The 24,620-nt window shown below is 56.9% G+C and carries 21 protein-coding genes and 2 pseudogenes; 15 read left to right on the plus strand and 8 right to left on the minus strand.

Going from position 1 to position 24,620, the window contains the following annotated elements; all coding sequences use genetic code 11:
- Window positions 1-34 precede the first annotated feature (34 nt).
- Both GOW31_RS09650 and GOW31_RS09655 read right to left on the minus strand, forming a co-directional pair.
- On the minus strand, window positions 35-1,054 hold the full coding sequence (locus GOW31_RS09650) for an AraC family transcriptional regulator (RefSeq protein ID WP_171169624.1): 1,020 nt from the start codon (window positions 1,052-1,054) through the stop codon (window positions 35-37).
- A gap of 16 nt (window positions 1,055-1,070) precedes the next feature.
- Entirely contained in the window at window positions 1,071-1,427 is a 357-nt protein-coding gene (locus tag GOW31_RS09655) for a hypothetical protein (RefSeq protein ID WP_171169626.1), read from the minus strand.
- 24 nt (window positions 1,428-1,451) lie between these two features.
- On the opposite strand from GOW31_RS09655, the gene GOW31_RS09660 reads away from it, so the two are divergent.
- Genes GOW31_RS09660 through GOW31_RS09685 form a run of 6 tightly spaced genes read left to right on the plus strand, consistent with a single transcriptional unit; the run spans window position 1,452 to window position 8,639 of the window.
- Window positions 1,452-2,765 carry an amidohydrolase family protein gene (locus GOW31_RS09660; RefSeq protein WP_171169628.1) on the plus strand — a complete coding sequence of 438 codons (1,314 nt, stop codon included), beginning with the start codon at window positions 1,452-1,454 and terminating at the stop codon, window positions 2,763-2,765.
- A 27-nt stretch (window positions 2,766-2,792) separates the two neighbouring features.
- Window positions 2,793-3,776, plus strand: a complete 984-nt coding sequence (locus tag GOW31_RS09665; protein WP_171169630.1) for a BMP family protein — start codon at window positions 2,793-2,795, stop codon at window positions 3,774-3,776.
- A gap of 16 nt (window positions 3,777-3,792) precedes the next feature.
- Window positions 3,793-5,151: an amidase gene (locus GOW31_RS09670; RefSeq protein ID WP_171169632.1), complete on the plus strand. Its 1,359-nt coding sequence runs from the start codon at window positions 3,793-3,795 to the stop codon at window positions 5,149-5,151.
- On the plus strand, window positions 5,148-6,668 hold the full coding sequence (locus GOW31_RS09675; RefSeq protein ID WP_171169634.1) for an ABC transporter ATP-binding protein: 1,521 nt from the start codon (window positions 5,148-5,150) through the stop codon (window positions 6,666-6,668). Before GOW31_RS09670 ends, GOW31_RS09675 begins: the two co-directional genes overlap by 4 nt.
- Window positions 6,658-7,701 carry an ABC transporter permease gene (locus tag GOW31_RS09680; RefSeq protein ID WP_171169636.1) on the plus strand — a complete coding sequence of 348 codons (1,044 nt, stop codon included), beginning with the start codon at window positions 6,658-6,660 and terminating at the stop codon, window positions 7,699-7,701. The genes GOW31_RS09675 and GOW31_RS09680 overlap by 11 nt, the downstream gene beginning before the upstream one ends.
- Window positions 7,698-8,639: an ABC transporter permease gene (locus GOW31_RS09685; protein WP_171169638.1), complete on the plus strand. Its 942-nt coding sequence runs from the start codon at window positions 7,698-7,700 to the stop codon at window positions 8,637-8,639. Before GOW31_RS09680 ends, GOW31_RS09685 begins: the two co-directional genes overlap by 4 nt.
- A 257-nt stretch (window positions 8,640-8,896) precedes the next feature.
- On the opposite strand, the gene GOW31_RS21865 is transcribed toward GOW31_RS09685, so the two are convergent.
- The 4 genes from GOW31_RS21865 to GOW31_RS09705 form a co-directional block, all read right to left on the minus strand.
- Entirely contained in the window at window positions 8,897-9,712 is an 816-nt protein-coding gene (locus GOW31_RS21865; RefSeq protein ID WP_217356654.1) for a hypothetical protein, read from the minus strand.
- Window positions 9,713-9,868: 156 nt separating this feature from the next.
- Window positions 9,869-10,759 (minus strand): cation diffusion facilitator family transporter, encoded by an 891-nt coding sequence (locus GOW31_RS09695; RefSeq protein WP_217356655.1) that lies wholly within the window; start codon window positions 10,757-10,759, stop codon window positions 9,869-9,871.
- Between the two features lie 164 nt (window positions 10,760-10,923).
- Window positions 10,924-11,832 carry a cytochrome c gene (locus GOW31_RS09700; protein ID WP_171169640.1) on the minus strand — a complete coding sequence of 303 codons (909 nt, stop codon included), beginning with the start codon at window positions 11,830-11,832 and terminating at the stop codon, window positions 10,924-10,926.
- Between the two features lie 13 nt (window positions 11,833-11,845).
- The gene (locus tag GOW31_RS09705) at window positions 11,846-12,313 is read right to left on the minus strand and encodes a cytochrome c (protein WP_171169642.1); all 468 of its coding nucleotides are present in this window, start codon (window positions 12,311-12,313) and stop codon (window positions 11,846-11,848) included.
- Between the two features lie 86 nt (window positions 12,314-12,399).
- On the opposite strand from GOW31_RS09705, the gene GOW31_RS09710 reads away from it, so the two are divergent.
- The 3 genes from GOW31_RS09710 to GOW31_RS09720 all read left to right on the plus strand — a co-directional run bounded on the left by GOW31_RS09710 (window position 12,400) and on the right by GOW31_RS09720 (window position 15,541).
- The gene (locus tag GOW31_RS09710; RefSeq protein ID WP_171169644.1) at window positions 12,400-13,245 is read left to right on the plus strand and encodes a LysR family transcriptional regulator; all 846 of its coding nucleotides are present in this window, start codon (window positions 12,400-12,402) and stop codon (window positions 13,243-13,245) included.
- 509 nt (window positions 13,246-13,754) lie between these two features.
- Window positions 13,755-14,897, plus strand: coding sequence for a sensor histidine kinase (locus tag GOW31_RS09715; protein WP_171169646.1), 1,143 nt, complete (start codon window positions 13,755-13,757; stop codon window positions 14,895-14,897).
- Entirely contained in the window at window positions 14,894-15,541 is a 648-nt protein-coding gene (locus tag GOW31_RS09720; protein ID WP_171169648.1) for a response regulator transcription factor, read from the plus strand. Before GOW31_RS09715 ends, GOW31_RS09720 begins: the two co-directional genes overlap by 4 nt.
- Before the next feature lie 248 nt (window positions 15,542-15,789).
- On the opposite strand, the gene GOW31_RS09725 is transcribed toward GOW31_RS09720, so the two are convergent.
- A complete protein-coding gene (locus GOW31_RS09725; RefSeq protein ID WP_171169650.1) occupies window positions 15,790-16,713 on the minus strand; it encodes a LysR family transcriptional regulator in 924 nt (307 codons plus the stop codon).
- A 117-nt stretch (window positions 16,714-16,830) separates the two neighbouring features.
- On the opposite strand from GOW31_RS09725, the gene GOW31_RS09730 reads away from it, so the two are divergent.
- The 3 genes and pseudogenes from GOW31_RS09730 to GOW31_RS22030 all read left to right on the plus strand — a co-directional run bounded on the left by GOW31_RS09730 (window position 16,831) and on the right by GOW31_RS22030 (window position 19,439).
- On the plus strand, window positions 16,831-17,457 hold the full coding sequence (locus tag GOW31_RS09730) for a pyridoxamine 5'-phosphate oxidase family protein (RefSeq protein ID WP_171169652.1): 627 nt from the start codon (window positions 16,831-16,833) through the stop codon (window positions 17,455-17,457).
- A 58-nt stretch (window positions 17,458-17,515) separates the two neighbouring features.
- Entirely contained in the window at window positions 17,516-18,496 is a 981-nt protein-coding gene (locus tag GOW31_RS09735) for an alpha/beta fold hydrolase (RefSeq protein ID WP_171169654.1), read from the plus strand.
- Window positions 18,497-18,551: 55 nt separating this feature from the next.
- Window positions 18,552-19,439: pseudogene (locus GOW31_RS22030) on the plus strand (PhzF family phenazine biosynthesis protein).
- A gap of 200 nt (window positions 19,440-19,639) precedes the next feature.
- Here the strand turns inward: GOW31_RS22030 and GOW31_RS09745 are convergent.
- Entirely contained in the window at window positions 19,640-20,860 is a 1,221-nt protein-coding gene (locus GOW31_RS09745) for an adenylate/guanylate cyclase domain-containing protein (RefSeq protein ID WP_171169655.1), read from the minus strand.
- Window positions 20,861-21,208: 348 nt separating this feature from the next.
- Here GOW31_RS09745 and GOW31_RS09750 point away from each other — a divergent pair.
- The 3 genes and pseudogenes from GOW31_RS09750 to GOW31_RS09760 all read left to right on the plus strand — a co-directional run bounded on the left by GOW31_RS09750 (window position 21,209) and on the right by GOW31_RS09760 (window position 24,609).
- Window positions 21,209-22,233 (plus strand): annotated as a pseudogene (locus tag GOW31_RS09750) (LacI family DNA-binding transcriptional regulator).
- 95 nt (window positions 22,234-22,328) lie between these two features.
- Complete coding sequence (locus GOW31_RS09755) at window positions 22,329-23,633, plus strand: sugar ABC transporter substrate-binding protein (protein ID WP_171169657.1); 1,305 nt, start codon at window positions 22,329-22,331, stop codon at window positions 23,631-23,633.
- 109 nt (window positions 23,634-23,742) lie between these two features.
- The gene (locus GOW31_RS09760) at window positions 23,743-24,609 is read left to right on the plus strand and encodes a carbohydrate ABC transporter permease (protein ID WP_171169661.1); all 867 of its coding nucleotides are present in this window, start codon (window positions 23,743-23,745) and stop codon (window positions 24,607-24,609) included.
- Window positions 24,610-24,620 lie beyond the last annotated feature (11 nt).

Consider the following 24,620-nt stretch of genomic DNA (forward strand, 5'->3'; position numbering starts at 1 on the left):
CAGATCATTGTCCAAAAGTGACAAATCGGGCACCCTACATTTGCACCCTGCGGTATGAGTTCGGCGTGCTTCCGGTCCAGCGCTGAAAGGCCCGGTGGAAATTGGCCGCCGACGAAAATCCGACTTCATGTGCGATGGCTTCAACGCTTTTGCGCCCCGCCTGAAGATCACGGATAGCGATGTCGCGCCGCAGGGCATCCTTGATGGCCTGAAACGATGTACCATCCGCATGCAGCCTGCGGATCAGGGTGCGGGGGGTCATGTGCATCGCGGATGCCGTCTGGGTCAGGGTTGCCGCGTCCCATCCTGATTGGACCAGATAGGTGCGCACCCGCAGCGATTGGGTGTGCTCTCGCGAACTGGTGAAGATCCAGTCTCGGGGCGCGTTGTGCAAAAACCTGTCAAGGTCATTTGTGCTGCGCGCCTGCACTGGACCCAGCGCATTCGGATCGAACGAAATCGCGGTGGCACCTTGGCCGAACCGCAGCGGTGCCGGAAAGATGACCGCGTAATCCTGATCAAAGTCGGGGCGCTCAAACACGAAATCGACAGCCTTGACCGGAACTTCGTGCCCCGCCAGCCAAGACATGAGCCCGTGGGCAAGTTTGAGTATCAGCATCTGCCCGAACCGCTGAACTTGAGCCGCGCCCCGTGGCTTCAGCGTAAGCACCAACATGTTATCGGCGTCATCCAGATCAAACTGGTAGTCATCCAGCAACAAGTTCCAGAAGGTCGAAAAGCGGTAAAGTGCCGATGAAAGAGACGTGGCTTCCCGGACTGTCGTCAAAAGATGTTGCAGGGCTCTCGGCCGGATCGGGCGGCTCCAAAGCCCCATCATCTCATCACCGGTCTCAACTGCGGCAAGTTGATAGAGACATACGATTTGATCCAGCGTGACGCGGCCATGAGGGAGACGCGTATCCGCGACCAAACCCGACCGGGCGAGAAGCGATGCCATCTGCGCCTCGGGGCATAGCGTGCGCAATGCCGTCAGCCAGTCATCGATAAACTGGCTCGAAACCGTGGAGAGGATCGTTGGTGCGACATTGGTCATGACGTGCAAGGAGGTATCACCAATTCCGGTCGAGATGAAACACGGCGCGTGCAGATGGCGGATTGTCAATGTCTTCACCACACAACGCTCTGGTTGAGCTTATTTCAGTGGGCTGGCGCCCCTGTTCGCCGCACCGGTCATCGAATATCGCTGTGCGCCGGCGGGCCAGAGCTTTTGTTTGCGTCAGCAAGCAATCTTGCGGATGAACTGGGCACTCTTTTGGCTCGGGCCGCCAGTGCCCCAAATCCCGGGCAGTAGACGGCCAAAATTTAATCAGTCGGGCTTTGATAATGAGCAGCTGAGAGGCTGAAACAGGCACCAATTCCAGAACACCGTAAAAATAAATAGCAATTTTTTTGAATACTTTTACCATGTGGTCAAATTAGGGGACGGATGAATGTTTGACATCATCATCAGAAAGGCCAGCTTGCCGGATGGCCGCGAACCGTTGGATATTGCGATCAAGGGCGACCGTGTTGCGGAAATTGCCGCTGACATCATGGGTGAGGCGCGCGAAGAAATCGATGCAACGGGCCGCCTGGTTTCACCTCCGTTCGTCGACCCGCACTTCCATATGGACGCCACGCTGAGCCTCGGGTCGCCACGTATGAATGTTTCGGGCACGCTTTTGGAGGGCATCGCGCTTTGGGGAGAACTGAAGCCCCTTCTGACGCCCGAAGCGGTGATCGAGCGGGCCATGCGATATTGCGATCTGGCAGTGTCGCAGGGATTGCTGGCCATCCGTTCGCATGTGGATGTTTCGTCAACTCCGTTGGTGGGTGTCGAAGCTTTGCTGGAAGTGCGCAAGCAGGTTGCCCCCTATATTGACCTGCAATTGGTGGCATTCCCGCAAGATGGACTGTACCGCGCGGAAAATGCAGAGAAAAATCTGATCCGGGCGCTCGATATGGGGGTCGATGTGGTGGGCGGCATCCCGCATTTTGAACGCACGATGTCGGAAGGCGCCCGATCGGTCACGAGGCTGGCCGAGATTGCCGCAGATCGCGACCTGATGCTGGACCTGCACTGTGATGAAAGCGACGATCCGATGTCGCGCCATGTGGAAACCCTCGCCTATGAGACCACGCGCCTTGGGCTCGGGGGTCGTGTGACTGCAAGCCACGTCACCGCGATGCATTCATACGATAATTACTATGCCTCGAAGCTTGTTCCGCTGATCGCGGAAAGCGGCATGAACGTCGTACCGAACCCGCTTATCAATATCACGCTGCAAGGCCGCTCGGACACTTATCCGCGCCGCCGTGGCCTGACACGCGTACCAGAATTGCGTGCAGCAGGTGTGAACGTTTCCTTCGGGCAGGATTGCACCATGGATCCATGGTATTCTCTTGGGTCCGCCGACATGCTGGAAGTGGCCCATATGGGCGTGCATGCAGTGCCGATGACATCCCGCGAAGCGATGGAATGGGCTTTCACATCCGTTACCCAGAACGGTGCCAAGACCATGGGTCTGCCTGACCCGACAATTCGCAAAGGTGGCCCAGCCAACATGGTTGTGCTGCAAGCGCGTGACCAGATTGAAGCTGTTCGCATGAAAGCCACACGTCTTGCCGTCATCAAAAACGGCAAGGTGCTGGCGCGCACCGAACCAAGACTGGCCGCGCTTTCCCTGCCCGGCCGCCCCTCGACCCTGGATCCCGCGGATTACGCGCCCAGGCCCAATATTCAGGAAGACCAAGAACAAAAATAATTGCCACCAACAGAAGAGGATACTCCGATGAAACTCACCACTACACGTCGTCAACTGATGGTCGGCGCCGCGGCCACGCTGGCCCTGCCGGCTTATATCCGCCGCGCCAATGCACAATCTGCGATCCGCGTCGCTGGCGTGCATATGTCTCCGGTCGAAAATGCATGGAACAGCCGGATCCACGTGGCGATGCAGGAAGCCGCCGAGGCTGGTCTGATCGAATATGAGTTTTCAGAGGGTGTGGCTCCGACCGACTATCCCCGTGCGATGCGCGAATATGCCGAAGGCGGCGCTCAAATCATTTGGGGCGAGTCCTACGCGGTGGAACGCGAAGCACGCGAAGTGGCTGGTGATTACCCCGATACCGCGTTTTTGATGGGGTCCTCCGGCGGACCGGAGGGCGACAATTTCGGTGTCTTCGGCACCCGCAACCACGAGGCGGCCTATCTGGCCGGAATGCTTGCCGGCCAAATGTCGGAAAGCAACGTTTTTGGTTCGGTCGGCGGTTATCCGATCCCCGAGGTGAACCTGCTGATCAATGCTTTCCGGATGGGCGTTAGTGAAGTGAACCCTGACGCCACTTTCCTTAACGGTTTCATCGGAGCATGGTTTGATCCGGCTCGCGCGCAGGAAGCCGCGATTGCCCAGATCGACGCGGGCGCGGACATCCTGTTTGGTGAACGCATTGGCACCGCAGATGCCGCTCAGGCGCGCGGCGTGAAGGCCATCGGTTCACTGATAGATTATACGCCGCGCTATCCCGGCACGGTCTTTGCCAACGCGATATGGAACTATGGGCCAACCATCGAAGCCATCGTGGCGGATGTTCAGGCCGGCAAACCCACCGGGCGCAATTATACCGAATATTCCTTCATGGCTCATGGCGGCAATGAGCTGATCTATGTCGCCGACGAAGTGCCTGCCGACGCCATCCCTGCGATGGAGGCCAAACAGGCCGCGATCCAATCCGGCGAATGGGACGTTCCGATCGACGAAAGCGAGCCCTCCTGATCCCGGCGGCTTTGACGTGACCGATGCCACGGCTCTTGCTGCTGCCGTTTCTGCGGGGCAGATCACTGCCACCGATGCGATGGAAGCAAGCCTTTCCGCCTGCCACGGGCAGGCGGATCTGGGCGCCGTGGTGTTTCTGGACGAAGACATGGCCCGCGCCGGCGCGAGGGCGGCAGATGCAGCGCCATCTGATCGACGCGGGCCCTTTCACGGGGTTCCGTTCCTGGTCAAAGACCTCGGCGGTTCCGCCAAGGGGCTGGCCGCTGCTGCCGGGTCTGCGGCAATCCGCGCGCAAGGGCGAAAATCCGAAACTGACAGCTGCCTGTTGCAGGATTTGCGCCAGACCGGTCTGATCCCTTTTGGCGTGTCGGCAACACCGCCATTCGGCCTTTCCCTGACATGCGAACCAGATGGCATGGCTGCGGCCCGCAATCCGTGGAATCCCGCGTTGACGCCCGGTGGCTCATCTGGCGGCGCCGCGGCTGCGGTTGCAGGCGGCATCGTCGCCATTGCTCATGCCACGGATGCGGCCGGATCTATCAGAGTCCCAGCCGCGTGCTGCGGCTTGACCGGGCTCAAGCCGTCTCGTGGTGCGGTGCCCGGAGGCCCTGATTTTACCAATCACCTGATGGGGATAGCGTCAGAACTGGTTCTGGCGCGGTCCGTTCGCGATGTGGAAACCGCCTTTCAAGCCGTAGCCCAGCCCATGGCCCCGGTACATCCGGCGGACCGCCCCCGCATTGCATTGGCACTGCCCGAGCGTTGCGGAACTGACCAGTGCAAAGCCGCCAAGGATGCGGCTGACGCTCTGCGCGATGCAGGGTGCGAGGTGCATGACATTTGTACCCCGGACGAGATGGGGGCCGAGGCTCATGCAATTGCCCGCACGATACTGGCTGTTTCGCTGGCCGAGTGGCTCATTGCACTCAGGCTTTGTGATGACCAGGTTCCACCGCTTGCCGCCGCCATGGCTGCCGAGGGCCGTGCCACATCTGTCACCGCGCTTGTTGCGACCTCAAGACAGCTTGCGCGCCTGACATATCGTGCTCGCAAGCTTTTCAGTTCTGTCGATGCTGTCCTGATGCCGGTCCTATCGTCTGCGCCGCCCGTTATCGGCACTTTGGATCTGTCTGGCGGCTCCGCAGATGAACACATGGCGCGGCTGGAGGCCTTTGCCCCAAACGCTGCACTTGCCAATGTTGCAGGCTTGCCGGCTTTGGCATTGCCTTTTGGCATGGCAAATGGCCTGCCAATCGGTGTGCAACTGATGGGACCACCCGGCTCGGATGTTGCGCTGCTGAAACTTGGCGCTCTGATCGAGGCGCGTGCGCCCGAACTTACCTTTCCGTCTCCAATCGCAGGCCTGCCCACATGAACAAGGTTCTGGAACTTCACGGCATAACAAAGCGTTTTGGAACGCTTACCGCCAATGATGATGTGACCCTGTCATTGGCCCAGGGTGAAATCCTTGCATTGTTGGGTGAAAATGGCGCAGGTAAAACGACGCTGATGAACATCCTGTTCGGCCACTACGCAGCAGACGAAGGCTCTGTCAGGGTGTTTGGCAAAGCGTTGCCTCCGGGTCTGCCCCGCGCAGCGATCGAGGTAGGTGTGGGCATGGTACACCAGCACTTTACGCTTGCGGGCAACCTCACGGTTCTTGAAAACGTCATGCTTGGTTCAGAACCCCTGACACGCGCACGGTCCGCACGTGGCGAGGCGCGCGCAAAGTTGTTGCAGATCGCGGATCGGTTTGGTCTGCCCGTGAACCCCGACGACAAGATCAAGTCCCTTTCCGTGGGTGAACGTCAACGCGTCGAAATTCTGAAAGCGCTGTACCGAGACGCGCGCATACTGATCCTGGATGAACCCACGGCCGTTCTGGCCCGGCCCGAGGCAATGCGCCTGTTTGAGACGCTGCGCGACATGACGAAAGAGGGTCTGTCGCTTATCTTCATCAGTCACAAACTGCATGAGGTCATGGCGGCCTCTGACCGTGTTGCCGTTCTTCGTGGCGGTAGGTTGGTCGCGGAACGCAGGACCCCTGAAACCACCCCCGGAGAGTTGGCGGAACTGATGGTTGGCCGCAAGGTGGAACGACCCGTTCGTCAAGACCACGAGATTGGCGCGCCGGTTCTGGTCGCAAACGATGTGCGCGTGGAAGAAGACGGTGAATTGCGGCTGGATGACGTGTCATTCACCGTCCATGCAGGCGAGATCCTTGGTATCGTCGGCGTATCAGGCAATGGTCAGGCCTCGCTTGGCGGGCTGCTGTCTGGATTGATCCACCCAAGCGCCGGTCAGTTGACACTGCTGAACAAGGATATCGGCCATCTGGGCCCGCGCGGCATGATTCAGGCTGGCGCTGGCAGGGTACCGGAAGACCGCCATGCAGAAGGTGTCGTAGGTGAATTGAGCCTGTGGGAAAATGCAGTTCTTGAACGTCTGCGCACACCAGAGTTTTCGCGCCGAGGCTTTGTCCGACAACGCGCCGCCCGAGAATACACCGCAGGGCTTATCGAACGATTTGATATCCGAGGGGCCAGTCCCGACACGCGCACACGGCTGCTGTCTGGCGGCAACATGCAAAAGCTGATCCTGGGGCGAGTCCTGACCAACGGACCGCGTTTCGTGCTCGCCAACCAGCCGACGCGGGGCCTTGATGAAGGGGCAATTGCCGCAGTTCATGCCGAGCTTCTGGCCACACGGGCCGAGGGTGCTGCGATCCTGCTTATTTCAGAAGAACTTGAAGAAGCCGTAGCTCTTTCAGACCGAATACAGGCGATCGTTAAGGGTCGATTGTCGAAACCGATATCCGCTGATGAGGCTGACCCGCAACGCCTTGGCCTGATGATGGCAGGTGTCTGGAAGGAAGATGATGATGCGGCTTGAACGACGCACATATGTACCGCTGTACCTTGTGGTCATTGCGCCGCTGGCCGCGATCTTTACCGCGTTGTTATTGGCTGCGGGTTTAATCGCAGCGGCAGGTGTGAACCCGTTGACTGCCTATGGTGAAATGCTGACCGGCGCCCTTGGGTCACGCCTTTCGATCACCGAGATGCTGACCCGCGCCACGCCGCTGATATTTACCGGGCTGGCCGCGGCCGTCGCCTTTCGGGCGCGTCTTTGGAACATCGGCGGCGAGGGGCAGTTCTTTGTCGGCGCACTGATTACCGCCTGGATCGGGCATTCTCTCGGGGTTCCCGGGTGGATCGGTATACCGATTTTGATGCTGGCGGGCATGGCGGCGGGTGCGGCCCTGTTGGCGGGCCCCGCTTATTTGCGCCTGCGTTTCGGGGTGGATGAGGTGGTGACGACCCTGCTGCTCAACTTCATTGTGATCCTTTTCGTCGGCCTCATGATCGAGGGTCCGATGCGCGATCCGATGGCCTTTGGCTGGCCTTCCTCCGTGCCAGTGAGCGGAGAGTACCGCCTGCCGGATCTTATCCCCCGCACGCGCCTTCATATCGGGCTGCTTTTTGCCATCGCGGCAGCAGGTGTTGTTTGGCTGATCTTGGCCCGCACGGTTTTTGGCGCTGAAACACGCGCCGCAGGCTTGAACGCCAGTGCCGCTGCCTTTGCCGGAGTTTCTCTGCCCCGAACGATCATGGCTGTGGCTCTGCTCTCCGGTGCTTTGGCGGGTCTGGCAGGTTCCGTCGAAGTCATGGGTGTTACAGCCGGGGTCACCACGACCATGAGCCCCGGATTCGGCTATGCCGGCATCGTCGTCGCAATGCTTGCCGCATTGCATCCGGCCGGTGTGGTCGCCGCCGCCGTATTCGTTGCCACAGTTTTTGTCGGGGCCGACGCCATGAGCCGCGCAACCGGCGTTCCCAGCTTCATTGCCGATGTGATCGTGGCGCTCTGCCTGCTCACCATGATCGTGGCCCTTCTTTTCACAACTTACCGGGTGCGCCGATGAGTGATGCAATTGATCTGCTGCTGAATACCAGCCTCTGGGCGTCCGTGCTGCGCATTGCAACGCCGCTTATTTTCGGAGTCCTCGGCGCGTTGCTCTGTGAACGTTCGGGTGTTCTCAATCTGGGGATCGAGGGGATCATGACCATGGGCGCGATGAGCGGTTGGCTTGCCGTCTACATGGGCGCACCTTTGCTGGTGGGCCTGATGATTGCCGCGCTTTGCGGCGCGGTGATGGGATTGCTGCACGCCATGCTGACGGTCCCGCTTGGTTTGTCGCAACATGTATCGGGGCTTGGCATTACGCTGTTTGCGTCCGCGTTGGCTTACTACCTTTACCGGTTGCTTGTTGAAGTGGGCGATCTGCCCCCGACGATAGAACCTTTCCAGCCTCTCGATGTTCCGGGTGTTTCCGACATCCCCATTCTGGGTCCGATCCTGTTTTCCCAGGCCCTGCCGACCTATCTGGCGCTGTTTGCGGTGGCTGTGATGGCTTACGTCCTTGCCCGGACACCGTTGGGGCTGGCCATTCGCATGACAGGTGAAAACCCGCACGCGGTCGAGGCGCAGGGGCTGAACCCCATCCGTATTCGCGTTGGTGCAGTGGTTCTCGGATCGGCGTTGATGGCAGTGGGTGGCGCGTTCCTGACGACAACGGCGTTCAACAGTTTTTTTCCGGGCATGGTTCAAGGACGCGGCTGGATCTGCATCGCGCTGGTTGTGTTCGCAAGCTGGCGGCCCGGCAAGGCGTTGATTGGCGCCGTGTTGTTTGCCTTTTTCGATGCATACCAATTGCGGCTGCAAACGGCGATTGAAGGCGTGCCATATCAACTCTTCCTGATGGCGCCCTATGTGCTTTCCATCGTCGCGCTCGTTCTCGTCGCCCGCAGGGCCGAGGTGCCTGCTGCGCTGATGGCACCCTATCGGCGCGGTGAACGCTAGGATTAGGGTTCACAACCAGTGGATGGGTTGTTGTTGCAAGCGCGAAAGGGGCAGGACATACATGAAACTTCGGGTCATGGCGGGTTGCGACATTTATACCCGTGCCTGTCGTATTAGGCGGGATCTTGCGTCAGCACTTTGGGCAAGAAGCCCTTGATCGCAATGCAGTACGCCAATAACCGGCGGCAATGACGATAGGAAAAGGCGGCCTCTGACGATGAGGAGCCGCCTTTTGTCTTTCGACCTGTTATTGTTGCCTAGTTGGCTGCCGCCTGCAATCTCCGGCGGTCAGCGGCGGTTGCATTTCTCTCGACAACGGTCCGGTTGAACGGGTCCTTCAATTCGTAACGGCCAAACTCGATCTCTTCTTTCCAGCCATTGGCATAGTTCACTTCGATATTGTTGCCCTGACGTTCAACCTTCGTCGGGCGGCTTCCCGCAGAACCTCCTTGGCCGGACGCGCGCACGTTGTCGATGGAGATACCATCTGCCAATGACCGGAGCCTTGAGACATCGGCGCCTGTCGCCAGCCGTTCTTCCACAGTGCGGTTCTGAGCATTCTTTCTTTCATACCGACCGTTTTCGATTTCTTCCTTGGTTCCATCGGCATAGCGCACTTCGATGCCGTTGGCGTTCGTCTCAACCTTCGTTATGCCGGCAGAGCGCGATGATCCGCCGCCTGACCGGGATTGATCCTTTTTGCCGCTGCCTCGATTTGAACGCTTCGAGTCATCGTCATCGTCGTCGCGACCACCTTTGCCGGATCCGGAATTGTCGTCCCGATCGTCGTCCCGATCATCGTCGCGGTCATCGTCCCTGTCGTCGTCGCGATCACCACCGCGACCACTGTTGCCCGACCCCGAGTTGTCGTCCCGTTCGCCGCCGCGATCATCCCCCCGGTCATCATCGCCACCATCTCCATCTTTTCCGCTGCTGCTTTTGGCAAAGGCATAGGCTGGTTCAAGGTGCAGGCGACCTTCCGTGTCAAACTTCGGCACGTAAGGCGTCGCGGCAATCAACGAAGCCAGAGCTGCTGTGCTGAGAAGCTGGCCCAGTTTTCCTTGAAATTTCATTTTTTCGCCTCCAGTTCTGTTCGACCCAATTCATGGTGTCGGTGACAGATTATCCGGGGCTTTGCGTCCCGACATCGGGCTTAGGTCTGATGAATTGCAGGCCGAACGTCCCATCCATGACCACGACTTGCGCCGCATTCAGTTGCACCGATTGGTTTAAGAAACCTGGCTGGGTTTTGCTCCGTTGCCCTTCAACTCATCATCGGGTTCGAGATGAATGAAAAAGACGGAACCCGGATAAAGACGTTCCAATGCGTGTTCGATTTCATTGCAGATGTCATGGGCCGCGCTGACCGACATTGCGCCGTCCACAACGAGGTGAAACTCGACGAAGATGACATTCGCGGATCTACGCCCCTTGAGGTCGTGATATTCCAGCGCAGCACCTAGGTTGCTTTCAATGGTGCTGGAAACAACCTGCAAGTCATGGTCAGAAAGGCTTACATCCATCAGCCCGTCAACGGACGCACGAATGACTTTCCAACCTTCCCACAGGATGTTCAGCGCGACCAGGATTGCTAGGATCGGGTCAAGGATCAGCCAGCCGGTGACAAGTGCAAGTATGAGCCCCGCGATGACACCCGCTGACGTCATGACGTCTGTAAAAATGTGCCGCGAGCTTGCCTCCAATGCAGGTGAACCCTCACGCCTGCCGATTTTGAGTAACAAGTAGGCCCATGCGCCATTCACGCCCGTTGCAATGACATTGACGGCGATTCCAAGAAAAGGCGCATCCTCAAGATGTGGGGTGGGAAGTGCCAGCACGGCCTCTCTGATGATCAAGAACGCCGCCAACACAATCAATGCGCCTTCGACGACAGCGGAAAGATACTCGGCTTTCTTGTGACCAAAGGGGTGGTTTTCATCAGGGGGCTTGTTTGCGACCCGAACCGCAAAATAAGCCAGCAGGGCCGCCAAGACATTGACGGTGGATTCCATCGCGTCCGACAACAACGCCACCGAACCTGTCAGCCACCAGGCCAGCAGCTTCAGGGCCAGTACCGCCAGGGATATCGGAATGGACCAAAGCGCTATCTTTTGTGTCATTTGGCCACGACCCTCAATCAATACTGAACAGAAACGCGGGCGTGTGCTGCGTTCCGGTGCCCAGAACGTAAAACAGGAGTTTGGCGAAAAGGGAATAGGCCTTGCGGCTTCGTGCTGACGGCTGGCAAGGACGTCTGGCATCGGCCGCATGGCGCCAAAAAGGGTTACTCTGACGGCGAGCCTGTCGGTGACGCGGGCACGGCCTTGAGATAGGCCGCAATCGCCAGACGGTCGTCATCCGTAAGGCGGGATGTGTTTTCGATGACTTCCACCATCTCACCACCCGCGCTGTCATAGTCCGGTGTGAAGCCGGATTTCAGATATTCGGCAATATCAGCCTCGGACCAATCCAGTTGGGCAGAAGTCAGCCCGGGGATGCGTCCCTTTCCGCTGGGGTTTGGTGCACCTGTCAGCCAGAGATCGCGTTTCAGGCCCCCTAGCGCGTTGCGCGGCGTGTGACATTCTGCGCAATGTCCCAACGCCTCTACCAAGTATCGGCCTTGAATTTGCTGGTCAGTCAGATCGCCTTGCACAACCCAGCCCGGTTTCAGATACAACAGCTTCCACCCGCCCAGCCCGCGTCGAATATTGAAGGGAAAGCCAACCTCGTGCGCTGCGCTTTGGGTTGGAACCGCCGGCAGAGTGCCGAGGAAGGCATGCAGCGAAACAACGTCCTCGGCTGACATGTTGGCGTAGGATGTATAGGGAAATGCGGGGAAATAATGCTGTCCTTCGGGCCCGGTCCCGTGAAGCAGAGCATTGGCCAGATCCAATGCGGACCACGATCCGATGCCGGTAACCGGATCACTGGATATGTTCGGGGCTATGAACGTGCCGAAATCCGACGCAAACCGACGGCCGCCAGCGAGCACCAGCTTTTCCTCACCCGTTGCGTTCGGAGCAGAATGACAGGACGCGCATCCAGCCGCGTAAAACACTGTCTCACCTCGACTGAGATCCGGAACAACCCCGTTCAGTTGTGTCTGGTCAACTGTTTTCGGACGGGTCAGCACCAAACCGACCAGCCCGACCAGTACAGCGATACCTGCGGCGAAAATGAACAAACGCCGCATGGCCAGCGCTCCTTTAGTCTTTCGGCGCCCTGTAAGCTTTGTGACATGCCGAGCACGATCCGCCCAGATCACCCATCGCCGCTTTCAGGGCATCGACATCCTGGCCTGCCGCCGCCTGCATCGCAACCGCGGCTTCAGCCATGGCCTGACCTTTTGCACTTACATCCGGGAAGTTCTCCCAGATGGCTGGCAAGGCTCGGGTGGACGGGTCGGACGCATTGTCGGATCCGGCAGGCCACATCGCAGCTTGATCGATCTGCGTCAGAACAACCAGGTTATTTGCGGCCCGTGTTGCTGCCTCGGCATCATATTCAACCTCTCCCTTGGCCATGCCGCCCAATGTGCCAAGATTGAAGGAATAGAGCTGCATGATTGAGGTCCGAGCCTTCACCGCAGGATTTTCGCTTTCATGGGCGATGGCTGATCCAATGATAGCTACCGACAACAAACCTGCCGCAACGGCCGGGATTTTCTTGATCATTGTGCGTCTCCCTGTTCAATGCGTCGGATATTAACCTGAACAATTTTTCTTGTAATTGTTTGTTACTCGTCGTTCCTTGTTAATTTATGCACAACCAAAACTGGGATGATCTTCGATACGCGCTGGCCGTAAGGAAACACGGATCACTGAATGCGGCTGCCGGGGCGCTGGGTGTCACTCATGCAACAGTGCTGCGTAGAGTCGCCGCGCTTGAAGACCGTTTTGGATGCGTGATCTTTCAAAAACACCCGTCAGGGTACACCGCCCTGCCCGAGGCCAGAGCCATTCTTTCGGCGATGGAAAGCGTTGAAGAGGCCGTACTTTCCGTAGAGCGGGCAATAGTTGGGGCAAACCGGTCCCCTGCGGGTCAAGTCCGCATTGCGTCCACGGACAGCCTTTGTCAGCTTGTACTGCCCCAAATATTGACTGAGATATCGCGGCTTTACCCCGGCTTGGAACTGACTTTGTTAAGTGGCAACAGCCATCATGATCTGTCGAGGTTGACCGCGGACATCGCCGTGCGACCCTCGATCAAACTTGAAGAAGGGCTTGTCAGCGAACGAGCGGGAACATTGTCATTCGGCGTTTTTGACGATGGTTCCCCAAACCGAAAATGGATGAGGCTTGATGGGGCGTTGAGCCGCTCGCTTCCCGCCAAATGGTTGGCCGAACATGTCAGCGCCGATGAGATGGCCAACGGGGCAGACAGCTTTTTGGTGCTTCAGCAGATGGCGGCATCCGGGGTGGGCAAAGCGTTTCTGCCCTCGTTTATCGGGAATGCGGATCCTCGGCTTCATCGGTCGTCAGAAATTGATCCCGGAATAGACGTTCCGCTGTGGGTGGCGACACTGGACGAGATAGCGCGCACTCCCAGATTTGCCATTGTGCAAAGAGCTTTGGTTGAACGCCTGTCCATTGCTCTGCCGGGGTGACAAAAAAATACTCGCCCGTAGGTGTGGCTCCTCCGAGGACGGCTTTGGGCCGATGCGCTGGTCGTCTGGACGGAGTTTTGAGCGAACTCCGTGTACCTCCTGCAAGGCCACGCGTGCCTTCTGTCCGCCGCCTGCGCGATTGCGCGATCAAGGGGTCGACATGATCCAAATTCTGAAACCGAACGCTGATGAGTTCAGACCAAGGTCGGTGGTGCGGTCAGGGATTGTCGTTCATAGTTGAACACGAAATGAGACCCGAGATTTCCGATCTGTCAGTTCGCAATTGGTCATTGTCGCGAGTTTTCCTTGCGGCCTGCATTGTCGTGATGGGAACGGCCACCGCGATAGTTGGCGTATGGGTGTCAAATCGGATCGAGAATGCAGTTGTGCAAAATTCAGCCAATTCCGCAGCGCTGTATATGGAGAGCATCGTATCCCCTCTCAGCCAGGAACTTGCATACGGGGATCGTCTCTCAGATCAAGCAAGGCGGGCACTGGACGAAATATTCATGACCCAGCCAATGCGGGACCGCATTGTGTCCTTCAAGTTTTGGAAACAAGGCGGCGTGATCGCGCACGCATCGGATCCAACCATCATTGGACGCCGCTTCGACCCGACTGATGATCTGAGCCGAGCCTGGAGCGGAGAGATTTCGGGTTCTTTCGAAGATCTCGACCATGCTGAAAGCGCCGCAGAAGCAGCACTTGGGATCCCGCTACTTGAAGTGTACAGCCCGATCCGAGAACTCTGGTCAGGAGATATCATCGCAGTTGCAGAGTTTTACGAGAAAGCTGAACAGCTGGAAGTTGATATGGCCAGAGCCCGCCGGACAAGCTGGCTGGTCGTCGGGTCAGCATTTACAGCAAGTACAATCGTGCTGTTTTCCATCGTGGCAATCGGTGACAACACCATTCGACGCCAGGGGCGCCTGTTGGAGCGGCGTCTGAAAGAGAGTGAGCAGATGGCAGAGCAGAACGCCAGGCTGCGGTCGCGCGTGGTCGAAGCGTCGGAACGATATGCCACGCAAACGGATCGCTTTCTGAAGAAACTTGGTTCCGAGCTTCATGACGGCCCAGCTCAATACCTGTCCCTTGCGGCCCTCAGGTTGGAGGCGGCGTTCTCGGACAGGCCAGAAAAGCCTGCGGAAGCTGAGGAAATACAACAGTCTTTGCAGAAGTCCCTGGCCGAAATTCGTGCGTTGTCGCGGGGCTTGTCCGCTCCGGACATCGACAATCTGGCGCTGATTGATGTGGTGAAAAGAGCCATAGAAGATCACTCGGAACACAGCCCGCTGCGGCCAGAAGTTTCACTTCAGGGAAGCCAGACGATCGAGTTGTCCGTCTCCGACAAGTTGTGTGTTTTTCGGTTCCTTCAGGAAACGCTTTCCAATGCCGCCAGGTATGCTCCGAATTCTCGATGCACCGTCATTTGCAAGGCGCATGACGATCGGGTCGTCATTCATGTCGACGATGACGGGCCCGGATTTGACCCCTCGGACGGAAAAGTACTGCGCGACGATGGAGGCCAGGGGCTTCTGGGTTTGCGAGATCGTGTTGAGAGTATCGGTGGCAGGTTCGAAGTCTGGTCAAGCCCTGGCAAAGGCACCTCTGTCACAATGACATTATTTCCCAGAAAGATGAGTACGTCATGACAACATCTGTCGTAATAGCGGATGATCACCCGATTTTCAGGGACGGTTTGCACCGGACATTGGACGAAGCCGATGGGTTCGAAGTTCTCGCTGCCGGCTCGAGCGCGGATGAGGCAATTTCACTTGTCGGCATTCATCAACCTGACATCGCCATCCTCGATCTTTCGATGCCCGGGGGCGGCATAAATGCGACGCGAAAAATCGCGGCTATGGCAAACCCGCCATTCATCGCGATATTGACGGTCTCGGAAAACAACAGTGACGTTGCGGATGCTTTGGAAGCAGGGGCAATCGGCTACATCGTCAAAGGTGTGACAGCCAGCGAATTGACAGCCTCATTGCGCAGCATCGCCGCAGGTGAAGGATTCGTGTCGCCCGGGTTGGCCTCGCGCGTGCTGCTTCAGATCAACAGAGAGGCGGAAGCTTCCAAAGACAGTGATGTTCTGGATGATCTCACGCATCGCGAGGAAGAAATACTTCGACGTGTGGCGAAGGGGATGAGCAATCGGGAGATCGCAGATCAACTGGATCTTCAGGAAAAAACCGTAAAGCACTACATGACGGCGATCCTGTCCAAGCTCCACGCCCGAAACCGGGTCGAGGCCGCGCTGATCGCGCACGATGCTTGGGGCAAGACCGATTAAACCATGGGTCAAACGTGATTGCATGCTCAATGCTGGCCCTATCGCTTCGAAAAGCGTGTGCACCCGGGATCTGAGATTTCAGTTTCGTGCCGGCAAATCCGGTTGGTGGCGAGCTTTGTTGCACATGTTCGCATATGGGCAGACCCCGCGCTGTATCACCTCAAAGGGCATGCCCAGAGTGATCTGCCGGTCAGGACCGTGGTGATGCTGGCCGCGACCGGATGGCGTGGTTCAGCGAATCTTTTGGCCTAACTCTCAGGCCTGTGTCGGAATCCATCCAAATAGGGGTCGGATTTGAGACGCTTGGCCGCAAAATCGACAAAAGCGCGCACTTTTGCAGACACGGTGCGGCCCTCTTGATGCACAAGATGGATGGGGACCTCGGGTGGTTCATACGAATTCAGAACGGTCCTGAGCCGCCCGTCCGCAACGTAGGGTGCAACCTGATAGGATAAAAGCCGCCCGATGCCATGCCCTTGCAGGGCCAGCTCGATCACCGCGTCATTGGTGTTCATGCTGATGCGCGGGTTTACGCGCTTTGTCATAACCATTTCGCTTTTTTGAAAATGCCATTGGGCCGAGGCGTGCAGGGCGGTTGAGTTTATGATGGCGTGATTGGCCAGGTCGTCGGGTGTGTCTGGTTCGCCGCGCGTATCGAGATATGCCGGAGCGGCAAACACGACCTGCCTCACCGCACCGCATCTCAAGGCCATCAGGCTTGAGTCTGCAAGATTTCCAATCCTGATGCCGACGTCGAGGCCCTCATCCACCAGATTGACCACGCGGTCCACATAGAGAGTGCGCGCAGAGATCTTTGGATGCAGTTCCAGAAATTCACCCAGAATCGGAGTGACGAACATGCGGCCGAACAACACCGATGCGGTCACGCTGAGTTCCCCGGTCGGTTCGGCATAGGATCCGACGGCGGCACGCTCTGCCTCCTCGAGATCCATCAAAATGCGTCTGGCATCTTCAAAAAACCTTCGCCCGCTGTCCGTCAGCATGACTGATCGCGTGGTGCGCACAAAAAGACGAAGCCCCAGGCTGTCCTCCAGCATGGAGACCAGTCGGGTTACCGTTGGTGGCGACATATTGAGGTGGCGCGCCGCGGCCGCAAAGCCTTTCAGCTCGGCCACCTTCACAAAAACGCTCAGTGCGTGAAATCTATCCAAACAACTATTCCATATTTTGGAATAATATATTGCCAAATAGGGATATTCTGCAACACCAAGGCTTTGACTAGCTTCACCTCAACCCCAGGGCTCTGCCCGGCTGAGATGGAGAATTCAATGACACGCCCATTTGCAGAAATCAGTTTTACGCCTTCCGTACGTGCAACACAGGCCAAGAACGGATCGGCTGAAGGCTACGCAAAGTTTCTGGCCGGCGCTGTTCAGGAAGACCTCATCAGCCCGGTCGAAGCCAGCTTCATCGCACAAAGGGACGGCTTCTATCAGGCGACCGTCTCTGAAACCGGCTGGCCTTATGTTCAATTCCGCGGCGGACCGGCAGGCTTTCTGAAAGTGCTGGATGAACGGACGCTTGCCTACGCGGATTTTCGCGGCAACCGGCAATATCTGAGCGCAGGTAACCTGCTGAACAACGACCGCATTTCATTGATCCTGATGGACTATCCCAACCGGAGACGCCTCAAGATCTGGGGCCGGGCGAAACTTGTTGATGGCGCGGATGATCCGGCCCTGATGCAACGTTTGCATGACCCGAATTACAGGGGCCACCCAGAGCGGGCCATTGTGATCAAGCTTGAAGCGATGGACTGGAACTGCCCGCAGCACATCCCCCAACGCCTGACCCTGGAAGAGTTTGAAGAGCACATGGCGCCGCTTCGCGATGAACTGGCGGAACTGAAAGCTCAAAACGCAGAGCGCAACGAAAAGCCCGGCCATAAACGCTGACCGATGCTGAACCCCGCGCGTTCAGACGCGCCCCAAAACCCCAAGAAAGGAAATACCCATGTCGCGCAATTTGAAATCCATCCTCAGCGCCAGTCTTCTCGCGCTTACCATCGCGGTGCCATTAACTCCGGCCCCTGCAATCGCAAGTGAGACCGGCATTGAAGCCACCCAAGCGGTCAGTTTCCGCGCAGAAAAAATCGGCGAGGTCAATATCGCCTATCGTGAGGCCGGAGACCCGAGCAGGCCAACCGTTCTGTTGCTTCATGGGTTTCCGACCTCGTCACATATGTTCCGCAACCTTATCCCCGAGCTGGCCAAGCACTATCACGTGATTGCGCCCGATTTCCCCGGATTTGGGGCGTCGGACATGCCGCAAGCCGAAGATTTCGAGTATTCCTTTGCGAATATCGCCGAAATCATGACCTCCCTGCTGGATCGGAAGGGTGTCGATCAATACGCGGTCTATCTGATGGACTATGGTGCCCCGGTTGGATTCCGGATGTTTGCCGAACAGCCCGAACGGGTCACCGGCTTCGTCATTCAGAACGGCAATGCGTATGAGGAAGGGCTGCGCGAATTCTGGGACCCGATCAAAGCCTATTGGGCCGACCCCTCGAAAGAGAATGGCGACCAGCTTCGTGGGTTTCTTACTCTGGATGCGACCAAGTGGCAGTTCACCCACGGTGTACAGAGGCCGGAACTGATCAACCCGGACAACTATTGGCACGTCCAATACCTGCTTGATCGCGAAGGCAATCAGGAGGTGCAACTTGAACTTTTCCTGGACTACGGCACCAACGTTGCCGAGTACCCGAAATGGCAGGCGTTGTTTCGTGAGCATCAACCACCTGCGCTGCTGATGTGGGGTAAGAATGATCACATCTTTCCGGCCGAAGGCGCCCTACCCTATCAACGCGACCTGAAGGATCTTGAGTTTCATCTGCTTGATACCGGACACTTCGCGCTGGAAGAATATGGGCCTGAAATTGCGGAACGGATGACCGCATTCCTGCATTGCATCACCGCCGCCGGCAACTGATGCGCAACTGGCCGCGCCTCGATCAAAGGCGCGGCCTCATGTTTGGAGACGATCAATGAATACGCAAACAAACACTGCCAAGGAAGTCACGGTTGAAATCGTGCACGGGTTTGTCGATGGCGGCACCGGAGGAAACCCCGCAGGCGTCGTTCTGGACGCTGATGATCTGAGCGCGCAAGATATGCAAACCGCGGCGGCAAGAGTTGGATTGTCCGAGACGGCGTTTGTCTCGCGGTCCAAGACGGAAGGCTTCAAGCTGGATTTCTTCACACCGAACCGGCGCATCGCTCATTGCGGTCATGCAACAATCGCCGCCTTCTCTCACCTTGATGCACTTGGCCGGATCCCCAAGCCCGATACGTCAAAGGAAACTATTGATGGCCCCAGGCGCATACTCACGAAAGACGGCGCCGCCTATATGGAACAATTGGCCCCACGCTACTCGGGTGCTCAGGAATGGATCTAAAAGGGCGTGAAACTCGACGATGTGCTGAGCTCTCTCGGGGTCGACAAAACTGACCTGGATCAGAGGTTTGCTCCGGTTTTGGTCAACACCGGCAACAGCTTCATCCTCGTCGGTCTTTCGGATGCGGCGGGCCTTGCCAAAATCAGACCAGATTTGGCCAAAATCAAGCAAATCAGCGAGCAACTGGATCTGATTGGCTATTACGTATTCACGAAAGACCCTTCAATCACCAGCCGGGACGCCACAACCCGTATGTTCGCACCCAGATACGCGATAGATGAAGAAGCCGCCACGGGGATGGCACCTGGGCCACTTGCATGCGTGTTGCATGATTTCGGCGGCACGTCTCAGCGATCATTTGAAATCGAACAAGGGGTGTTTATGAACCCGGCAAGCCCGAGCCTGATAAAGGTCGAACTTGACATCGAGAATGGTGCGATCACGGCCTCATGGCGGGTGGTTACGGAAAAGCCATGACCTCGGCCCGGATTGCTTTGTGACACGAAAAGGCCAGGTGTGTCCGCAGCATCAGCTTCGGATGCGCCCAGGCCCTTGAACTCGAATACGTTTCGTCCAAGGGTCCTGCGACGGGACCTTAGTCAGCGCAGTGCGAGGCCCGGTCGCCCGCAGCCCAAATCGAAACCGGCCATTGAGGACAATGTAGAAGCTTGCGATTCTCAATCCATGTTGTCCGGATCAATGTGGCGATCCGGTATGGGACTGCCTTGATGCTCCTTTTCGACGAGAGAGTACAACTCGATGGATCCGGCAAGCCCTCGAACTTCGTGAAACCCACAAGCAGAGAACAGGTCAGGCGAAGCAGCGGCAACGGCTGACGTCGCCAGAACTCTTTGGCCCAGGGATTTCGTCAACCCCTCAATACGGCTTGCGAGGTTGACTGCCCTACCCAGAACAGTGAAATCCAGCCTGCCGGGACTGCCGATATTGCCATAGCTGACCTGTCCGACATTGATCCCGATGCCTATATCCAACGGCGGCTTCCGAGCCTCTTCGCGGCGATGGTTGAGTGCGGCCAAACCGGTCAATACGCTTTGAGCGGCCCGTGCTGCCCTTTTGCATTGGTCGTTCAAATCTTGCTGTGTCGCGACGGTGAATATCGACAGAATGCCGTCTCCCATAAACTTGAGAATGTCGCCGCCATTCTCTTCGACAGACTGCACGACCAGATCAAAATATCCACTCAGCATGTCGAAAACGTCCTCTTCGGATGCCCTGTCCGAAAGAGCGGTGAAACCGCGCAGGTCAGAGAACATGACAACTGCGTCAAGGGTCGTGAGTTCCCCTCGCTTGATCCTCCCGTTCCACACAGCATCAGAGGGCCCATCGCCAAGATAGGTTCTCAGAAGACCTTTGGACGACTTGCGCATCGTGACCGGTTCCAGAGCAGAGGACAAAGCGGGCAATGCATCCTCAATCATTTTCAGATGCCGGGGCGAGAAGCCTTCTGGCGACCGGGTGACAAAAGTGCAGCCGTGCAGCGATCCGTCTCCGTAATAAAGCAGCGTAGCATAGTAATCGGTGCCACCCAGCTCAGCGAAATCAAGATATGATGAGTGCTCAGTCCTGGGGTCCAGTTGCCGCAGACTTTTGTGAAGTGGGTTCCGGTGTTCAAGAATGTATTCGAATGAGCTGCCGACATACCCATCCGTCAGCATGGTCTCATGTGTTACGTCATAGCTTTCGGTGCCATCCGGTGTCCAGACGATCCCCCATGCGATGAGCAGCGGATTGGCGAAACGCTGACCGATATTGACCCGCCAGAGCGGCACACCCGCCTCGATCAGAGACGAACAGAAATATGACACCACTTTTTCCGGGTCATCCGAACGACGCCCCTCGGCAATCATCCAATTGGTCAGTTGGGCAATAGCATCCATAGTTTAAAACCAATCGCTTAGATAAGATCGTCAAGAATTTGGGTTCAGTGTTTGATCATAATATTCTAGCCTTTTTCTTACCCCTTCCAAGCCTGCTGTTCAGTCCACAGTTATCGGCCGTAAGCGCCGGCCAAGCTACACACAGACCTTCCTGGATACGTTTTGCCAGCCTTGTCATCAATTTGAATGAATCTTGCCAAAAGACCGGCTTCGCTCTCGAAACCCTTTGAACGCCTTGTCGCGCGCTGGTTGCGTGAGGACGCTCTGGCTATTGATTTATTAGCGCGCGCAAAGAATATGTAAATCTATGATAAATTCACGGCGAACAAAACCAGCAGGCAGACTGGCATGACCAAGATAAAGAATATGGAAGAGTTTGCAGCGCTCAGCGGCATCTCGCGCCCCACGGTATCCAAATACTTTCACGATCCCGACAGCGTTCGCCCCACGACGCGGCCCGAATAGAAGAGGCGCTGGAACGGTTCGACTATCGCCCCAACATTTACGCGGTGAACCAGAACCGGAAGCTTACCAAGAATATCGGTATCGTCGTACCGTATCTGGCCGATCCGTTCTTTGCAGAAATCGCACGCTATCTGGAACAAAGCTGTATCGCGGCCGGATACCGTCCGTTCCTGTTCAGCTCTCATGGTGAACAAAAGCTGGAAAACGAAATTCTGGACGGTCTGCAATCCATGAAGCCGGCAGGGGTACTTTTGGCGCCTCTCGGACGCGTTTCGGACAGATCAGCAATAGAGAAATTCTGTGCCAATGTTCCGACGATCTTGTTTGACAGTAATCTCGATGGTTTGGGGGCTGCATTCGTTGGTTCTGATAACTTCAGTTTTGTTTCGCAAACCGTCGAATACATGACCCGCACTGGTGAACCGCCTTCGTTCTTTGAAATGCGCACACCTGCGAACCCAAACGCCAACAAGCGAAGGAAAGCCTATATCAAAGTGATGGAACGTCTCGGACTCGAGCCGCATATTATCAAAGTTGAAGGCAAAGGCTGGGCGTTTGAAGAAATCGGCCAAAGAGGGGCGCTGAAAGTTCTGGAAGAACGCGGTTTGCGAACCGACTCGGTACTATGCAGCAATGATCGACTAGCCATTGGCTTTCTTGCAGCTTGCTACAAACAGGGGATTCGCGTCGGTCGTGATGACAGTTGCGCGCTGCGCGTGGCCTCAAATGATGACCATCCCTTTGCGCAGTTCACTTGCCCATCCCTGACAACGGCGGCTCATGACTATGACAATGTCGCCGTTCGCAGCGTCGAAACCCTGTTTCAACTCATTGAAAGTGGAGGGAAATTCAAGACGCGATCAGAAACGTTGTTTCCCGCAAGATTGGTTTTGAGGGATTCCGCGTAACCAACAACTTTTAACGCGCGTAAAGTTTTTATTGATGCCGCGACAATTTAAACACTACTTTCTGTGTACGGCATCCAAGCTCAGGGAGGACAAGGATGTATTTGAAGAACGCACTTCGTGCGGCGACGGCTTTAACCTTTGTCGCAACGGCCGCGGCCCATGCAGAAACGATCACGATCGCAACCGTCAATAATGGCGACATGATTCGGATGCAGGGCTATACCGACAACTTTACCGAGGCGACTGGTATCGACGTGGAATGGGTGACGCTGGAGGAGAACGTCTTGCGTCAGCGTGTTACCACCGACATCACCACCAAGGGCGGTCAGTTCGATATCATGACCATCGGCATGTACGAAACGCCGATCTGGGGCGCGAATGGCTGGTTGGTTCCTTTGGATGGACTGTCAGAGGAATATGATGTCGGCGATCTGCTTCCTGCGACGGCGGCTGGCCTGAGCCATGAGGGCACGCTGTATGCGGCACCGTTCTATGGCGAAAGCTCGATGATCATGTATCGCACCGATCTGATGGAAAAGGCCGGGATGGAGATGCCTGAGGCGCCGACATGGCAGTTTATCCGCGAGGCGGCGGCTGCGATGACGGACCGCGACAACGACATCAACGGCATCTGCCTGCGCGGCAAGGCCGGTTGGGGTGAGGGCGGTGCCTTTATCACTGTGACCGCGAATTCCTTTGGTGCGCGATGGTTTGATGAAGACTGGAAACCTCAGTTTGATCAGCCGGAATGGAAAGAGGCGCTGACCTTTTTTGTCGACATGATGAATGAATCCGGCCCTGCCGGTTACGCGACCAACGGCTTCAACGAAAACCTGTCGCTGTTCCAGCAGGGCAAGTGCGGAATGTGGATCGACGCCACTGTTGCGGCGTCCTTCGTGACAAATCCGGATGATTCAACTGTCGCGGACAAGGTCGGGTTTGTACTGGCACCAAATTCGGAAGGCGTCGACAAGCGCGCCAACTGGCTGTGGGCCTGGGCACTGGCCATTCCGGCGGGAACCCAGAAAGAGGATGCAGCCAAGCAGTTCATCGAATGGGCGACCTCGAAGGATTACATCGAACTGGTGGCGGAAAACGAAGGTTGGGCCAATGTCCCTCCGGGCGCGCGTACCTCGCTTTATGAGAACGCGAACTACAAGGACATTCCGTTCGCCAAGATGACGCTCGAGTCGATCCTGTTGGCCGACCCGCAGAACTGCTGTGCCAAGCCAACACCCTATACTGGCATCCAGTTCGTTGCGATCCCGGAATTCGCGGGCATTGCCACACAGGTCAGTCAGGAATTCTCGGCGGTTTATGCCGGACAGCAGACTGTAGATGAAGCGCTTGAAAAGGCGCAGGCCTTTACAGCCGAAGAAATGGAAGCCGCAGGGTACTGAGGCATCCCTCCCAGTAGGGGACAGGTAATCTGTCCCCTGCTCTCTCCACTTCCACAACTCGCGTTTTTCTCGCAGGCTGAGTTACGCCTGAACAGAGAGGGTTTGCGTAATGGCTACTCAACACTCCCGATCCGTTGCTCGCCTGATGATGGCACCCGCAGTGGTCCTGCTGCTTGGCTGGATGCTCGTGCCATTAACGATGACGCTGTACTTTTCTTTCAAAAAATATCTGCCTCTGCGCGGGGGTGATCTGGGCTGGGTCGGGTTCGACAACTATGTCCGCTTTGTCTCGTCCAGTACATTCTGGCCCGCGGTGCAGGCAACATTGGTCATTGTTGGCGGTGTTCTGATCATAACCGTCATTCTCGGAATTCTGCTTGCCATGCTGCTGGATCAGCCGATGTGGGGGCAAGGCGTTGTCCGAATCCTTGTCATCGCGCCGTTCTTCGTCATGCCCACCGTGTCTGCGCTGGTGTGGAAGAACATGTTTATGGACCCGGTCAATGGTTTGCTGGCCCATCTGTGGCGTTTTTTCGGGGCCGAGCCGATCTCGTGGTTGTCCGAGGCGTCGATGACCTCGATCATCATGATCGTTTCGTGGCAATGGCTGCCCTTTGCAACGCTGATCCTGTTGACCGCCATTCAGTCGCTGGACAGCGAGCAACTGGAAGCAGCCGAGATGGATGGTGCACCGCCGTTGAAGCGCTTTTATCACATCATTCTGCCGCATCTGGGCCGTGCGATCACCATTGTGATCCTGATCCAAACAATCTTTCTTTTGTCGATTTTCGCCGAGATCTTCGTGACCACCGGCGGCGCTTTCGGCACCCGTACACTCACCTACCTGATCTTCCAGCGCGTGTTGGAAAGCCAGAATGTCGGCCTTGGATCAGCCGGAGGTGTCTACGCAATCATCCTTGCCAATATCGTTGCGATCTTCCTGATGCGCATCGTCGGCAAGAACCTGGACGCGTGAGGAGGAAAACC

Origin of the sequence: Ruegeria sp. HKCCA0370 (genome assembly GCF_013033705.1) — a bacterium.
Classification (GTDB): domain Bacteria; phylum Pseudomonadota; class Alphaproteobacteria; order Rhodobacterales; family Rhodobacteraceae; genus Ruegeria.

Coding starts and splice junctions, on each gene's coding strand:
- GOW31_RS09735 (WP_171169654.1), top strand. CDS start 17,516: ATGTCGCGCAATTTGAAATCCATCCTCAGCGCCAGTCTTCTCGCGCTT.
- GOW31_RS09745 (WP_171169655.1), bottom strand. CDS start 20,860: ATGGATGCTATTGCCCAACTGACCAATTGGATGATTGCCGAGGGGCGT.
- GOW31_RS09730 (WP_171169652.1), top strand. CDS start 16,831: ATGACACGCCCATTTGCAGAAATCAGTTTTACGCCTTCCGTACGTGCA.
- GOW31_RS09700 (WP_171169640.1), bottom strand. CDS start 11,832: ATGCGGCGTTTGTTCATTTTCGCCGCAGGTATCGCTGTACTGGTCGGG.
- GOW31_RS09655 (WP_171169626.1), bottom strand. CDS start 1,427: ATGGTAAAAGTATTCAAAAAAATTGCTATTTATTTTTACGGTGTTCTG.
- GOW31_RS09695 (WP_217356655.1), bottom strand. CDS start 10,759: ATGACACAAAAGATAGCGCTTTGGTCCATTCCGATATCCCTGGCGGTA.
- GOW31_RS09650 (WP_171169624.1), bottom strand. CDS start 1,054: ATGACCAATGTCGCACCAACGATCCTCTCCACGGTTTCGAGCCAGTTT.
- GOW31_RS09710 (WP_171169644.1), top strand. CDS start 12,400: ATGCACAACCAAAACTGGGATGATCTTCGATACGCGCTGGCCGTAAGG.
- GOW31_RS09720 (WP_171169648.1), top strand. CDS start 14,894: ATGACAACATCTGTCGTAATAGCGGATGATCACCCGATTTTCAGGGAC.
- GOW31_RS09705 (WP_171169642.1), bottom strand. CDS start 12,313: ATGATCAAGAAAATCCCGGCCGTTGCGGCAGGTTTGTTGTCGGTAGCT.
- GOW31_RS09715 (WP_171169646.1), top strand. CDS start 13,755: ATGACCCAGCCAATGCGGGACCGCATTGTGTCCTTCAAGTTTTGGAAA.
- GOW31_RS09755 (WP_171169657.1), top strand. CDS start 22,329: ATGTATTTGAAGAACGCACTTCGTGCGGCGACGGCTTTAACCTTTGTC.
- GOW31_RS09660 (WP_171169628.1), top strand. CDS start 1,452: ATGTTTGACATCATCATCAGAAAGGCCAGCTTGCCGGATGGCCGCGAA.
- GOW31_RS09760 (WP_171169661.1), top strand. CDS start 23,743: ATGGCTACTCAACACTCCCGATCCGTTGCTCGCCTGATGATGGCACCC.
- GOW31_RS21865 (WP_217356654.1), bottom strand. CDS start 9,712: ATGAAATTTCAAGGAAAACTGGGCCAGCTTCTCAGCACAGCAGCTCTG.
- GOW31_RS09685 (WP_171169638.1), top strand. CDS start 7,698: ATGAGTGATGCAATTGATCTGCTGCTGAATACCAGCCTCTGGGCGTCC.
- GOW31_RS09680 (WP_171169636.1), top strand. CDS start 6,658: ATGCGGCTTGAACGACGCACATATGTACCGCTGTACCTTGTGGTCATT.
- GOW31_RS09675 (WP_171169634.1), top strand. CDS start 5,148: ATGAACAAGGTTCTGGAACTTCACGGCATAACAAAGCGTTTTGGAACG.
- GOW31_RS09665 (WP_171169630.1), top strand. CDS start 2,793: ATGAAACTCACCACTACACGTCGTCAACTGATGGTCGGCGCCGCGGCC.